General features: G+C 75.9%; 8 protein-coding genes. 3 read left to right on the forward strand and 5 right to left on the reverse strand.

Features of this window, described 5'->3' with window-relative positions; translation table 11 throughout:
- Positions 1–21: 21 nt before the first annotated feature.
- The 5 genes from WMF19_RS39640 to WMF19_RS39660 all read right to left on the reverse strand — a co-directional run bounded on the left by WMF19_RS39640 (position 22) and on the right by WMF19_RS39660 (position 7,077).
- Positions 22–4,008 carry an AAA family ATPase gene (locus WMF19_RS39640; RefSeq protein ID WP_437895088.1) on the reverse strand — a complete coding sequence of 1,329 codons (3,987 nt, stop codon included), beginning with the start codon at positions 4,006–4,008 and terminating at the stop codon, positions 22–24.
- A 185-nt stretch (positions 4,009–4,193) separates the two neighbouring features.
- On the reverse strand, positions 4,194–5,219 hold the full coding sequence (locus WMF19_RS39645; protein ID WP_437895089.1) for an MvdD family ATP-grasp ribosomal peptide maturase: 1,026 nt from the start codon (positions 5,217–5,219) through the stop codon (positions 4,194–4,196).
- A complete protein-coding gene (locus WMF19_RS39650) occupies positions 5,216–6,214 on the reverse strand; it encodes an MvdC family ATP-grasp ribosomal peptide maturase (protein ID WP_437895090.1) in 999 nt (332 codons plus the stop codon). Before WMF19_RS39650 ends, WMF19_RS39645 begins: the two co-directional genes overlap by 4 nt.
- Positions 6,215–6,259: 45 nt before the next feature.
- On the reverse strand, positions 6,260–6,496 hold the full coding sequence (locus tag WMF19_RS39655) for a microviridin/marinostatin family tricyclic proteinase inhibitor (RefSeq protein ID WP_272103913.1): 237 nt from the start codon (positions 6,494–6,496) through the stop codon (positions 6,260–6,262).
- A gap of 356 nt (positions 6,497–6,852) precedes the next feature.
- Positions 6,853–7,077 (reverse strand): microviridin/marinostatin family tricyclic proteinase inhibitor, encoded by a 225-nt coding sequence (locus WMF19_RS39660; protein ID WP_437895092.1) that lies wholly within the window; start codon positions 7,075–7,077, stop codon positions 6,853–6,855.
- Between the two features lie 168 nt (positions 7,078–7,245).
- On the opposite strand from WMF19_RS39660, the gene WMF19_RS39665 reads away from it, so the two are divergent.
- Genes WMF19_RS39665 through WMF19_RS39675 form a run of 3 tightly spaced genes read left to right on the forward strand, consistent with a single transcriptional unit; the run spans position 7,246 to position 13,696 of the window.
- On the forward strand, positions 7,246–8,415 hold the full coding sequence (locus WMF19_RS39665) for an HlyD family secretion protein (protein ID WP_437895094.1): 1,170 nt from the start codon (positions 7,246–7,248) through the stop codon (positions 8,413–8,415).
- Entirely contained in the window at positions 8,412–11,408 is a 2,997-nt protein-coding gene (locus tag WMF19_RS39670) for an ATP-binding cassette domain-containing protein (protein ID WP_437895096.1), read from the forward strand. Before WMF19_RS39665 ends, WMF19_RS39670 begins: the two co-directional genes overlap by 4 nt.
- Complete coding sequence (locus WMF19_RS39675; protein ID WP_437895097.1) at positions 11,405–13,696, forward strand: ATP-binding cassette domain-containing protein; 2,292 nt, start codon at positions 11,405–11,407, stop codon at positions 13,694–13,696. Before WMF19_RS39670 ends, WMF19_RS39675 begins: the two co-directional genes overlap by 4 nt.
- The last annotated feature ends 286 nt before the right edge of the window (positions 13,697–13,982 follow it).

The following is a 13,982-nucleotide window of genomic DNA, read 5'->3' on the forward strand; positions in this document are numbered from 1 at the left end:
GGCCCCGCCCGCCGCGGTCCTCTACCGCAGGCGGTGCTCGCGGAGCACATCGGCCGGCACCGCCTCGCGCGCGAGCTCGCAGAGCCGCGCGTGGTGCGTGAAGAACAGCACCTGCGTCGTCCCCGCGAGCTCGCCGAGCACCGCGAGGGCAGCCCGGGCGCGGTCGTCGTCGAAGTGAATCAGGATGTCGTCCAGGATGAGCGGCATCGGCTCGCCCGTCCGGGCGTGGTGCTCGAGGCTCGCGAGGCGCAGCGCGAGGTAGAGCTGGTCGCGCGTGCCGTCGCTCAGGCCCGTCACGTCCACCTCGCGCTGCACCGGCGCTTTCGCGGGCTCTGCCGCTGCGTCCGCCGGCGCCTTCGCGGGCTTCGCGGCTGCGTCCGCTGGCGCCTTTGCGGGCTCCGCCGCTGCATCCACAGACGCCTTCGCGGGCTCTGCCGCTGCGTCCGCCGGCGTCGTCGCGGGCTCCACGGCGCCGTCCGGCCCGGGCGCCCTCGCGGCCGCTGCCCCGCCGACCCCCGCGCCGGACGCCGCGGCGCGGACGCAGCGGAGGATCGCCTGCTCGCTCTCGTCGTAGCCCACCCGGAGGCCGGCGAAGGCGCCCAGCGTCAGGCGGTGGAAGAGCGCGCTCGCGCGCGCCAGGATCGGACCCTGGTTGCGCTCGCGGTAGCGCTCGATCTCGCGCTCGAGCAGCACCGCGGCGAGGCGCGCCCGCACGTAACGGCGCACCTCGCCGCGCAGGTGCGAGAGGCAGATCTGCGCCTCCGCGGCGGCCTCCGCGGCGCCCACCGTCGCCCGGAGGTGCTCGCGCTCCTGCTCCAGGCTCCCGAGCGCCCTGTCGATCCGGCGCCGCTCGTCCTCGAGCGCCGCGAGGCGCTCCTCCGCCCGGTCGAGCTCGAGCGCGAGCGCGTCCCGCTCCACCCCCGCGGTCTCCTGCTCGAGCGCGGCGATGCCCGCGCCCTCGCCCGCCTCGAGGAGCTTGCCCTCGTTCTCGACGAGCTCGCGATCGAGCCGGCGCGCCTCGCGCGAGCGCTCCTCCGCCAGGGAGAGGGCGGCGACGTCGTCGGCGTCGTCGTCGCCGCGCGGGACGCCCGCCGCCTCGAAGAGCTTGGCGAGGCGCGCCTCGGCGGCCGCGCGGCGCGCCTCCTGCTGATCCAGCTCGCGGCGCTTGTCGGCCAGGCTCCGCGCGATCTCGCCGCGCTCGCGGAGGTCGGCGCGCGCCTTGTGGTGGCGCTTGATCAGCTGATCGGCGGCCTGATCCGCCGGCAGCGGGGCGAGGTCCGGCGCGTGCCGGGACGCGAGCTCCGCGACGTCGGCCGCGAACGCCCGGGCGTCGCGCTCCATGCCGCGCACCCGGCGGCGCTCGTGGGCCGCGCTGTCCGCCTTGCGGAACAGCGCGCCGAGCTCGTCGAGGATCGCCGTGGCCTCGTCCGCGGAGGCGTCGCCGGGCAGGCCGAGCGGCCGCACGCCCTCGGCCCACTCGGCACGCCACGCCTCGAGCGCGCGCGCGTGCTGCGCCTGCTCGCGCTCGAGGTCCTCGATCTCGCGCTCGAGCTCCTTGCGCTCCCGCAGGAGCTCCTTGCGCTCCCGGGCCGCGCCCTCGATGGCCGCGAGCTCCTGCTCCGCGGCCTCGACGAGCGCCGGGAGGCGCGCGGGCGCGTCCTCCGGCGCTCCGGCCGCATCGCCGCGCGCGCCCACGCTCGCCGCATCACTGCGCGAGCCCACGCCGGCCGCGTCCCCGCGCGAGGCGCCCGGCGCGGCGCGGGCGCCCTGGATCACCGCGTGGAGCTCGGCCGCGTGCGCCTGCATCCGGGCCCGCAGCGCCTCGGCCTCGGCCTCCGCGGCGCGCAGCCGATCGACCGTGGCGGTGAGGACCGCGTAGCGGCCGAGCCAGCCGCGCATCTCCTCGGGGGAGCGCGGGGCGACGCCCGCGGGCCGCCACAGCTCGAGCCACGCGGCCTCGGCCTCCTCGGCCCGGCGCGCGAGCGCGGCGCGCTCCGCGGCGAGCTGCGCCTGGTCCGCCTGGGCCCGCGCCTCGTCCGCGAGCAGCCGCGCCAGGCGGGCGACCCGGTCGGCCTCGCGGCGCAGCCGATCGGCGAGGGCGTCGGCGGCTCGGACCAGGTCGGCGTAGTCGTCGGGCTTCCCCCGGGCGGCCGGCGGCTCGTCGCGCGCGGCGAGCGACGGCCTGCGCCGCGCTCCGGGCGAGGCGGGCGCGTCCGCGCCGATGTCGAAGAGCGTGGCGGTGTGGATCGTCGCCGCCGCCGCGCGGGCGCCCGCCTTCGCCTGGAGGGCGCGCACCAGCGCCTTGAAGGCGGCGTCTCGGCGCTCGCGCGCCTCCGCGAGGTCGGCCTCCGTGGGGACGGCGCCGGCGCGCTGGAGCGCGTCGATCTCGCGGGCGCTCTCGCGGAGGCGCGCCTCGATCTCGGCGGCGCGCTCGCCGAGCCGCTCGCGCTCCCGGGCGAGCGCGCCCCACTGCGCGGCCGCCCGGTCGACCGTCTCCGGAAGGGGGACGGGCAGGGCGCTCGCCTCGGCCGCGGACAGCGGCCGGCCTTCGAGCGCGTCGCCGTCGTCGAGGCGCGCCCGTCGCGCTGCCGCGAGGCCGAGCCGATCGCGCTGCGCGTCCGCGTCGCGGGCGAGCTGCGCCGCCGCGGCGGCGGCCTCGCGGAGGCGGTGCTCGAGGTCGCCCTGCTTCTGCGCGCGAGAGAGCGCGCCGCGGAGCGGGGCGGGGTCCTCACCCGACGGCAGCTCGGCCAGCCTGCGCGCGCAGGCGTCGCGCCGCGCGCGGTGCGCCGAGAGCAGCCGCTCCACCTCGCGCGGCTTGGCCTCGGCGGCGCCGCGCTCGCGGGCGAGCTTCTTGATGCGCGCCTCGGTCGCGACATCGACGCGCATCGCCTCGAGCCGCTCGGGGTCGTCGCCGCCGGCGAGCGAGGCGTCCCGCCCGAGCCTGCGGAGGATCGCGCGCGCGTCCTCCTCGACGCCGTGGAGCTCCGCCCGGACGCGCGGCAGGTCGACGGCGGCCTTGCGGTGGCTCCCGAGCCGGGTCACGAGGCCGTCGATCGCGCCCGCGTCGAGGTCGGCGAGCGACGCGGGGACCTCCAGCGCGGCGTGGCGGGCCTCGAGCTCCGCGATGTCGGCGCGGAGCCGCGAGGCCTGGGCGCTCGCGTCGGCGGCGCGATCCTGGGCGTCCTCGCGGTCGCGCTGCGCGCTCTCGGGCAGCAGGACGACGTGGCCGAGGGCGGCGCGCCGGCCCAGGATCGCCCGCCGCGCCTCCAGCAGCGGGAGCACCCGGAGCGCGCGCCGGAGCCGCTTGTCGGTCGACCGGAGCGCGCGCAGCTCCGCGTCGACGCGCTCCTGCTCGGCCCGCTGCTCGTCGATCTCCTGCCGCTTGCGCGTCCAGTCCGCGGGCGGGTGAGCGGCGCTCCTGGCCCCGTTGCGGGCCGCCTCGAAGGCCTTGATGGCCTCGTTGAGGGGGCGGGTCCTCGCCTGGGGCGTGAAGATCTCGTCCGCCTCCTGGCGCAGCGTGGTGAGCAGCTGCTGCAGCCCCGGCCCGCCGAGCCCTGCGCCGAACAGGCTCTGACCGACGTCGCCCTTGCCCTGGAGCAGGGCCTCGGCGCCCTGGCGGAGCGTCTCGTGGGTGAGCCCGAAGGAGGTCCGGAAGAGCTCCTCCGTCACGCCGCCGAGCACCGGCGCGAGCGCGGCGTCGTCGAGGGGGTTGTCGTCCGGGTCGCGGAGCGTCTTCACGCGCCCCTTGCGGCGGACGAGCGCGAGCGCGGCGTCGCCTCTGCCCGCGAGCCGGCCGCCGACGCGGAGATCGGTGTTGTGGTGCAGGTGGGCGTCGGGCGTGATGTGCGGGATGCCGTAGAGCAGGCCGCGGATCGCCCGGAGCGCGGTGCTCTTTCCGGCCTCGTTGGGGCCGTAGACGACGTGGAGGCCCGGCGACGGCGAGGAGAAATCGAGCCGGAGATCCGTGAAGGGGCCGAACGCGAGGAGGTGGAGCTCTAGGATCTTCACGAGATCGCTTGCCGGGCGCAGGGGACGGTGCCCTCCCCTGAACGGATAGCAAGTGCGGAACCTCCGGGCGTTGTCAAGCCGCACGCGCTGCGACGGGGCGCGTTGCGCGGCGCCCGTCCGTCCGATCACGGAGCGGCAGGTCGTGTCGTGCTGGAAGCGGCGGGCGGGCGGCGCCGAGCGTCCGCTCAGCGGGGATGCGTCGCCGGCGCGTGGAGGAAGGCGCTCCACGAGCCGCGCCGCGGCGCCTTGCCGAGCAGGACCTCGGCGAGCGCCTCGCTGATCGGGAGCCCGGGGGTCCGCTCCAGCCAGAAGAACTCGCCGGACGGGTTGACCTCGAGGAAGACGTGCCGGCCGTCCGGCGTGCGGAGGATGTCGATCGCGCCGTAGTTGAGGCCGAGCTGATCCATCAGCCGGAGCACGCCGGTCTCGACGTCGGGCGGGAGCGTGTCCTTGCGCCAGGCGTCGATGAGCTCGATCCCCTGCCGGCGCCAGTCGACCTCGGCGCCGGGCGCCGCCTGCGAGTCGACCGAGGCCGTGAAGACGCGCTCGCCAACGACCGTGACCCGCAGCTCGCGCGCCTTCGGGATGTTCTCCTGGAAGGTCATCGGGCAGAGCGAGAGCCCCCGCATGTCCGCGAGGTCCTTGGCCTCGAGGGCGTTCGTGAAGACCACCTGCTCCTCGCCGTCGCGGTAGACGGCGAACGACGAGAGCATCTTGGCGATCACCCCGCCGGGGCAGGTCGCGGCGAAGGCCCGCGCCGCGCCTTCGTCGTTGGTCGTGAGCGTGCGCGGCGTGTCGAGGCCGACCTCGCGCGCGATGTCGAGCTGCACCTGCTTGTTCGACGCGAAGCGCACCGCCGGCAAGGGGTCGACCTGCGGGACGCGGAACGCAGCGAGCATGCCCTCCGCTGTCTGCTTCGCCTCGTGGACCGACGCGGTCCGGAGCTGCGGATCCATCGACGAGGGCAGCCTGGCGCCGTAGGCGACCCGGCGATACCAGACGGCGGTCACGTCGCCGAGGTCGAGCGCGCTGTCCCGGGTGGTCAGCGTGGAGCGGCCCGCCCCGGTCCCCGACGAGAGCGAGAGCCGCGCCCCCGCCGGGAAAGCGTCGGTGTCGAAGCGGAAGGCCCGGCCGCCCAGCCTGGCGATCGCGGCGGCGACGCGGTCGATGCACTCGTTGTCTTCGCTGTGCGTGATGATGAGGACTGTCACCGGTTCTCCGTCGGAGCGAGCAGCGCCTCCGCCAGCGCGTCGGCGATCGGCAGGCCGAGATCCCGCTCCAGCATGCCCCACTCGCCGGCGGGGTTCACTTCGAGAAAGACGTGCTCTCCGTCGGGCGTCCGGATGAGGTCGACGGCCCCGAAGACCAGCCCGAGGGCGCGAAGGAGCGCGCCGAGCTGCGCTTCGACGTCGCGCGGGAGGGCGTCCGGCTCCCACCCGATGCCGACCTCGCTCACGTCCGGGTGGCGCCAGTCGACCGCGATCGACTCGTAGCGGGTCGCGTCGAGCGCGCCCGGGAAGCACCGGTCGCCCACGCAGGCGACGCGCAGCTCGCGCGCCTTGGGGATCCGCTCCTGGAAGACCATGGGGCTCTGGCGCAGCCCGGAGATGGCGTCGAGGTCCGCCTCCGCGACGGCGTGCGTGAAGACGAAGGGCGCGCCGCCGGCGAGGCTCGTCGAGAAGGGCGTGAGCATCTTGGCGACCACGTTCCCCCCGAGGCGCGCGAAGAGAGCGCGGACCTCGGCCGGGTCGTTCGTCACGACCGTCTCGGGGATGCGAAGGCCGACCGACGCGGCCGCCGCGAGCTGGCGCAGCTTGTCCTGGGCGCGCTCCTCGGCCTCGGGCTCGTTGATCCAGCGCCGCGCGGGGAGCCCGCGCAGCCACCCGGCCAGCGCCGCCATCGACTCGCGCACGCAGGCGCCGCGGTACGCCTCGGGGATGCCCTCGCCGAGGTTCGGCGCCCAGAGGCGCCGGAGCCAGACCGCGGAGATCTCGTCTCCGCCGATCTCGGCCCCGGCGTCCTCCAGGCGGCGGCGCACGCCGCCCGGCCCGAGCGCCGTCGAGAGCGTGATGTCGCGAGGGAACCGGTCGACGTCGAGGCGGACGGGGCGAGCGCCGCGCCTCCGCAGCGCCTCCGCCACGCGCCCGATCCCGAAGTCGTCCTGTGAGTGCGAGACCAGGAGGACGCTCGCGCTCGCCGTCGTCACGTCAGGGTGCCTCTCTTGCACGGGCGCGGGCGGTCCATGCGATGCTCAGGCCTCGTCGCCGTCCGACGGGTACTTCAGCGTGGTGAAGATCGGGTCCTTCCCGCCGCCCCCGCCGTCCTCCTGGTCCGACGGGTACTTCAACGTCTGGAAGGGCGGCCTGCCGGCCTTGACGCCGGTACGAACGCGCTTCTGATCCTCCAGGAAGCGAGCGAAGAACGGCACCGCCTCGGCGTCGTCCTTCTGCTCCTGCTGCTCGGGCTCACGGTTGTCGATATCGGCCATGGGATACCTCCAGATGGTTGCGTTGCCGCGGCGACGGAGCCGCCGAGGACAAGAGAGCTACCGTAGCGAGCAACCGGGCGGGGGTGCAAGAGCCCGGGGACGATTTCGGCGCTTTTCAGCACAATTGCGGCGGCTCGATGTCGTGATTCCGCGATCCCGTGATCGCTGCGATTCCGCTGTTGCGGCCATCTTTCAATCACGGGCGCTTGATTGTGTTGAATCGTGTTGAGCTTGGTTACGCGTTGTCACGACGTCGTTGCGTCGCTGCGTCGTTGCGGAAGGTACGCGATGTTGCGGGCGATTTCGGTGGGTTCCGCTCGGCCGCGGGTGGTCACCCGCCGCGCGGCGTTCGCGGTTCACTTCAGGGCCAGCTCTTCGTCGCCGTCGGAGGGGTACTTCAGGGTGACGTCCTCGTCCCGGTCCGAGGGGTACTTGAGGGTCTGGTAGATGCCGCCGGCTTTGACGCCGGTCCGGATTCGCTTCTGATCTTCCAGGTAGCGAGCGAAGAACGGCACCGTCTCCGTCTGCTCCTCCTGCTCCGATTGCTCGTTCTGCTCGTGATCACGATCGATATCAGCCATGGGGGACCTCCAGATGGAATGACTGCTTTGCGGCGGAGCCGCGGAGGAGAGCATTCATTCGATCGGTCTGCGCTGCACGTGAAGTTTTGCCAGGCTCAACGCCTTTACCCGGGCGATGGGTGCGACTTCCTGCGCATCCTTCGCTCGTGTACCTTGTCGCGACCCTTCATGCCCGCCGGGTTCTCACGCTCGATCCACGTGATCGCGACCGACGGCCATCGCGGCTCGATCGCGGGCGCCGCGATCGGCGCGCTTCTGCTCGGGGGCTGGCTCGCGTGGTTCTTCCTCGCGCGCGTCGGGCAGTACGAGGCGAGCGTGAGCGCGCGCCTCGAGGTGGGGCAGGCGGCACACCGCGTCGAGGCGCCCCTCGGTGGGAGGGTCGCCGCGGTCCGCCTCGACCTCCTCGGAGCCGAGGTCGCCGAGGGCGACGTCCTCGTCGAGCTCGACGTGGAGCCGCTCCGCCGCGACATCGACGACAAGCGGGCCCGGCTCTCGGCCATCGCGGGGCAAATGGGGCCGCTCCGGGCCGAGATCGCGGCGCGCTCGCAGGCGCTGCGCGACGGGGCGGAGGCGGCGCGCGCGCGCATCGACGAGGCGAAGGCGCGGCTCAAGGAGGCGGAGGCGGGCGCGCGCTTCCAGGAGATCGAGGCGGCGCGGGCCGTGCGCCTCCGGCAGGACGGGCTCGTGTCCGAGGCCGAGGCGGCGCGGCTCGCGGCCGAGGCGCTGTCGAGGCGCTCGGCGACCGAGGCGCTCGATCGCGCCGCCGCGCGGGCCGACGTCGAGCGGCGCACCGGGCAGAGCGAGCAGCAGGCCGAGCTCGCGCGGCTCGACCGCGAGGCGGCCTCGCTCGAGGGGGAGCGGCTCGTGCTGGAGGCGACGATCGAGGGGCTGCTCGCCGAGATCGAGCGGCGCAAGATCCGCTCGCCGATCGCCGGGCGGGTCGGCGAGATCACAGTGCTGCGGGCCGGCTCCTTCGTGCGCGAAGGCGACGTCGTGGCCGCCGTCGTCCCGCCCGGCGAGCTCAGGGTGATCGCGGAGTTCCCGCCCTCGTCCGTCGGGCGGATCCGCGCGGGGCAGGCGGGGCGCCTGCGCCTCGACGCGTTCCCCTGGACCGAATACGGCACCCTGGCCACCACCGTCGAGCGCGTCGCCAGCGAGGCGCAGGAGGGCCGCATCCGCGTGGAGCTCGGCGTGCGCCCCGATCCCGCGTCGCCGATCCCCATGCAGCACGGGCTCCCCGGCAACGTCGTCATCGAGATGGAGCGCGTCTCGCCGGCGTCGCTCGTGCTGCGGGCAGCAGGGCAGATCGTGAGGGTCCGCGGCGGAGCGGACGGGTGAGCCAGGGGACGGCGGGCGCCGATCGACGTTCTTCGCCACGACCCGCGCCGGAGCGCGCAGCGAGCGCCGATCCACGCCGTAGGCCGCCGAGCCCGAGGCGGAGGCTCCTCGCGCCGGAGGTCGTGCAGACCTCGGCGATGGATTGCGGGCCAGCGACGCTGAAGTGCGTGCTCGAGGGCTTCGGCGTCGGCGTGAGCTACGGGCGCCTGCGCGAGGCCTGCCAGACCGACGTCGACGGCACCTCCATCGACACCCTGGAGGACCTCGCGGAGCAGCTCGGGCTCGTGGCCCAGCAGATCCTCCTGCCGCCGGAGCACGTGCTCCTCGACGAGGCCCAGGCGCTGCCCGCCCTGGCGATCGTGCGGCAGTCGACCGGGCCGCTCCACATCGTCGTGATCTGGCGCCGGCACGGCGGCCTCGCGCAGATCATGGACCCGGGCACGGGGCGGCGCTGGGTCACGCGACGGCAGCTCGAAGCCGAGCTCTACCAGCACGAGCTGCCCCTGTCCGCGGCGGACTTCCGCGCGTGGGCCGCGAGCGACGGGTTCACGCGGCCGCTCGGGCGCCGGCTCGCGTGGCTCGGCGCAGGGAGGGGGCCGATCGAGGCGGCGCTGTCGGACCGGGACTGGCGAGCGATCGCCGCGCTCGACGCCGGCGCGCGCCTTGTCACGTCGCTCGTGCGCTCCGGCGGCCTCGGGCGCGGACGCGAGGCCGCGCGCGTGCTGGGCGCGCTGCTCGATCGAGACGCCGGGGCCGCCCGGGAGGAGATGATCCCGCCCGGCTTCTGGACGGCACGCCCGGGGCCGGTCGGCCTGCGCGGGGAGGAGCAGGTCCTCACGCGGGGCGCCGTGCTCGTGCGGATCCGCGGGCGGAGACCGCTCAGCCTCGCCCACGCGCCGGCAGGCCGCGACGGCGCGCCGGGCGCCGGCACCCCCGCGCCTCCGGCAAATACCGAGGCGGGGGCTCGCGGCGAGGCGGCTGCGCGCGGCGAGGCGCACCTCCCCCCCGACCTCGCAGCCGCCCTCGCGGAGCGCGAGATCCCGCCTGGGCGCGCGCTCCTCCGGATGATCCGCGAGGACGGCCTGCTGACGCCCGCCGTGCTCGCCGGAGCGCTCCTGCTCAGCGTCGCGACGGTGGTGCTGGAGAGCCTCCTCTTCCGGGGCCTGCTCCAGATCTCGAACGATCTCGCGCTGTTCGAGCAGCGCCTCGCCGCCATCGTCGCCCTCGCGGCGTTCCTCGCGGTGGAGCTCGCCCTCGATCTCTCGCTGACCACGGGGATGATCCGGCTCGGGCGCCACCTCGAGGTCCGGCTGCGGATGGCGTTCCTCGCGAAGATCCCGCGCATCGGCGATCGCTACTTCCACAGCCGCCCGGCCTCGGACATGGCGCAGCGCGGCCACTGCTTGCACGTGCTCCGCGGCCTGCCCGCGTTCGGCGGCCAGATCGCGCGCTCGGCGCTCGATCTCGCGGTCACCACGGCCGCGATCGTCTGGATCGATCCCGCGAGCGCGCGCCTCGCCGTGCCGGGCGCGGCGCTCGCGCTCGCGCTGCCGTTCGCGGGGAACCGCGTCCTGGTCGAGCGAGACCTGCGCGTCCGCACCCACGCCGGCGCGCTCACGGGCTTCTACCTCGACGCGCTCCTCGGCCTCGTGCCGATCCGGGCGCACGCGGCGGAGCGGGCCGTGCGGCGCGAGCACGCGGGCCTGCTCGGGGAGTGGGCGCTCGCCGGCCGCGCGCTCCTCCGCGCCGCCCTCGCCGTCGACGGGGCGCAAGCGCTGATCGGCTTCGCGCTCGCCGCGTGGATCCTCGGCGATTTCCTCGCCCGCGGGGGCGCCCTCTCGCGGGCGCTCCTGCTCTTTTACTGGGCGCTCGCGCTGCCCGCGATCGGGCAGGCGCTCGCGAGCACGCTGCTCCAGTACCCGGGGCACCGCAACACGGCGCTGCGCTTGCTCGAGCCGCTCGGCGCGCCCGAGGAGCCGCGCGCCGGCGCCCCCTTGCGCGCGCCCGCCGCGGCGGGGCCGCTCGCGCAAGGGGGCGCCGGCGGCGCGGGCTGCGCGATCACCTTCGAGCGCGTGCGCATCCAGGCGGCAGGTCATGTGATCCTCGACGGGGTGGATCTGAAGATCGCGGCGGGCAGCCACGTGGCGATCGTGGGGTCCTCGGGCGCGGGGAAGTCGAGCCTCGTCGGGGTCCTGCTCGGCTGGCACAGGGCGAGCGAGGGCAGGGTGCTCGTCGACGGCCGCCCCCTCGACGGCGAGCGGGTGCGCGCGCTGCGCGAGGAGACCGCGTGGGTCGACCCGGCGGTCCAGATCTGGAACCGATCGTTCCTCGACAACCTCCGCTACGGCGCGCCCGACGACGCGGCCGACTTCGGCGCCGTCGTCGAGGAGGCCGAGCTGCGCGAGGTGCTGGAGCGGCTTCCGGAGGGGCAGAAGACCCTGCTCGGCGAGGGCGGAGGGCTCGTCTCCGGCGGCGAGGGGCAGCGGCTGCGCCTGGGCCGGGCGATGCTGCGGAGCGAGGCGCGGCTCGCGATCCTCGACGAGCCGTTCCGCGGCCTCGATCGAGAGCGCCGCCGGGCGCTGCTCGCCCGGGCGCGGCGGCGCTTCCGCCGCGCGACGCTCCTGTGCGTCACGCACGACGTCGGCGAGACGCGATCGTTCGAGCGGGTGCTCGTCGTGGACGGCGGGCGCGTCGTCGAGGACGGGACGCCGGCCGAGCTCGCGGCGCGCCCCGGCTCGCGCTACCGCGCGCTGCTCGAGGCCGAGGCGGCCGTGCAGCGAGGGCTCTGGTCGAGCGGCGGGTGGCGCCGGCTGAGGGTCGCGCGCGGGCGCATCGCCGAGGCGGCGGGGGAGGGCGCCGTAGCGCCGGCGGAGGGCGCCGGAGCGCCGGGGGAGGGCGCCGGAGCGCCGGCGGAGGGCGCCGGAGCGCCGGGGGAGGGCGCCGGAGCGCCGGCGGAGGGCGCCGGAGCGCCGGCGGAGGGCGAGCGGAGGTGACCGCCGAGGCGCAACCTGGGTGGGAAGCCCGGCCGGACGGGGCGGAGGCGCAACCCGGGTGGGGGGCCAGGCCGCAACCCGGGTGGGGAGCGCGGCCGGACCAGGCGGTCGATCCGCTCGGCGCCCTCGAGTGGCCGGCGGAGCGCCTCGGCGACGCGCTCGAGGCGCTCGCGACGCAGAGCGGCCTCGGCCCGCGCGCGGCCGCGGCGCCCGTCCCGACCGCCGGGCACCTCCGCAGCGCCGACGCGCTCGGGGCGTGGATCGATCAGGCCGCGGCGTACCTCGGCGTCGAGGCGGAGCCGATCGCGGCGCGCTACGACGAGATCGGCGAGGCGCTCCTCCGCGTCGCGCCCGCGCTCGTGTGGCTGCGCGACGGCGGCACGCCCCGCTTCCTCGCCGTCGTGGGGCGCAGGGGGCGCGACCTCGCGGCGCTCCGCGCCGACCGCTCCACGGCGCGCGTCCCTGTCGAGGCGATCGCCGGCCGCATCTGCCGCCCGATCGAGGCGCAGGTGCTCCCGGAGATCGAGCGCGTCCTCGCGCGCGCAGCCGTGCGGCCGCGGCGTCGCGGGCGCGCACGGCGGGCCCTGCTCGACGAGCGCCTCGGGCCCGTGATCGTCGACGGCATCTGGAGCCTGCGCCTGCCGCCGGGCGCGCCGCTCGCGCGGCAGGCCGCGGCCGCGCGGATCCCGCGCCGCCTCCTCGGCCTGCTCGCGGCCCACGCGGCGGCCTACACGCTCTGGATCCTTGTGTGGATGACCGTGGGGCGCAGCATCCTCGACGACCACCTCGACGAGGGATGGCTCGTCGCCGGCGCGCTGCTGCTCGCGACGGTCGTGCCGCTGCGCCAGCTCATGGCGTGGCTGTCCGGCCTCGTCGCGATCGACTCTAGCGCGCTGGTCAAGCAGCGCCTGCTCTCGGGCGCGCTCGCGCTCGACGCCGAGGAGGTGCGCGGCGAGGGCGCGGGCCGCTTCCTCGGCCGCGTGATCGAGTCCGAGGCGATCGAGGGGCTCGCGATGGGCGGCGGCGTCGCGGCGGTCGCTTCGGCGTTCGAGCTCGCGGCGGCGGCGGCCGTGCTCGCCCAGGGCGCGGCGGGCCCGATCCACGCGCTGCTGCTCGCCGCCTGGGCGGTCCTGGTCGTCGCGCTCTGCGTGCGGTTCTACCGGCGGCGCGCGCGCTGGACCGCCGCGCGGCTCGCGATGACGCACGACCTCGTCGAGCGCCTGGTCGGCCACCGGACCCGCCTCGCCCAGGAGCGCCACGGCCGCTGGCACCACGGCGAGGACGAGGCGCTCGCCCAGTACCTGCTGCGGTCGCGCGACATCGACCGCAGCCAGATCGAGATCGGCGCGCTGATGCCGCGCGGCTGGCTCATCGCGGGCATCGCCGGCCTCCTGCCGCCGTTCCTCGCGGGCACCGGCTCCGCCGGGGCGTACGCCGTGGCGCTGGGGGGCGTCCTGCTCGCGAGCCGCGCGCTCCAGGGCCTGTCGGGTGGCCTGTCGAGCCTCGCCAGCGCGGCGATCGCGTGGGAGCAGGTCTCCACGCTGTTCCAGGCGGCCGCCCGCGGCGGACCGCCGCCGCCTCCGCTGCCCCCCGACGCGGGGCGATCGCCGGCTCGCGCGCCCGGCGTGGAGGAAATCGCCGGCGGCCCGGCTGGCGCGGCGGACGCCGAGGCCCGCGCGGCGGTCCTGGAGGCGCACGAGCTGTCGTTCCGGCACAAGGGACGGGCGCGCCCCGCGGTCATCGACGTGTCGGTGCGGATCGCTGCGGGCGACCGCATCCTGCTCGAGGGGCCCTCGGGCGGCGGAAAGTCGACGCTGAGCGCGCTGCTCTCCGGGCTGCGCGCGCCCGACGCGGGGCTGCTGCTGCTGAACGGGCTCGACCGCCATATGCTGGGCGCCGCCGCGTGGCGGCGCCGCGTGGCCGCGGCGCCGCAGTTCCACGAGAACCACGTCCTCGCCGGGACGTTCGCGTACAACCTGCTGATGGGCAGGCGCTGGCCGCCGAGGCCCGACGACCTCGCGGAGGCCGAGGAGATCTGCCACGAGCTCGGCCTCGGCGAGCTGCTCGGCCGGATGCCGGGAGGGCTGGAGCAGGTGGTGGGCGAGACGGGCTGGCAGCTCTCGCACGGCGAGCGGAGCCGGCTCTACATCGCGCGCGCGCTGCTGCAGGGCGCCGAGGTCGTCGTGCTCGACGAGAGCTTCGCGGCGCTCGACCCGGAGACGCTGGAGCGAGCGCTGCGCTGCGTGCTCCGGCGCGCGCGCACCCTCGTGGTCATCGCCCACCCGTAGCCGCGGAGAGCGCGCTTCATCGCCTTCCATCGCACGGTCGTCAAGCCCACTCCATGGCCTCTCCCCATCTCGACGGGTCGACTCCTGTCTCGCTCTATCTCTTTCGTGTTCACGAACACACGCCCTGGGCAAGGAGGAAGCCCAAGCGGCGCGCGCGCGTCAGGGCGAGCTCACGTCGCGCAATTTCGCCACACAGGCAGCGCTGACCTCGATGTCGGTTTGCCCCTGATCGCTCTCAGGCAGCTCCGTAAGGCACGTTGCGCTCGACAGCTGAGCAGTGACAGCG

The organism is Sorangium sp. So ce124, assembly GCF_051525235.1.
Classification (GTDB): domain Bacteria; phylum Myxococcota_A; class Polyangia; order Polyangiales; family Polyangiaceae; genus Sorangium; species Sorangium atrum.

Excerpts from the sequence above, each read along its gene's own strand:
- WMF19_RS39655 (WP_272103913.1), bottom strand. The coding sequence starts at position 6,496 with ATGGCCGATATCGACAACCGTGAGCCCGAGCAGCAGGAGCAGAAGGAC.
- WMF19_RS39665 (WP_437895094.1), top strand. The coding sequence starts at position 7,246 with ATGCCCGCCGGGTTCTCACGCTCGATCCACGTGATCGCGACCGACGGC.
- WMF19_RS39660 (WP_437895092.1), bottom strand. The coding sequence starts at position 7,077 with ATGGCTGATATCGATCGTGATCACGAGCAGAACGAGCAATCGGAGCAG.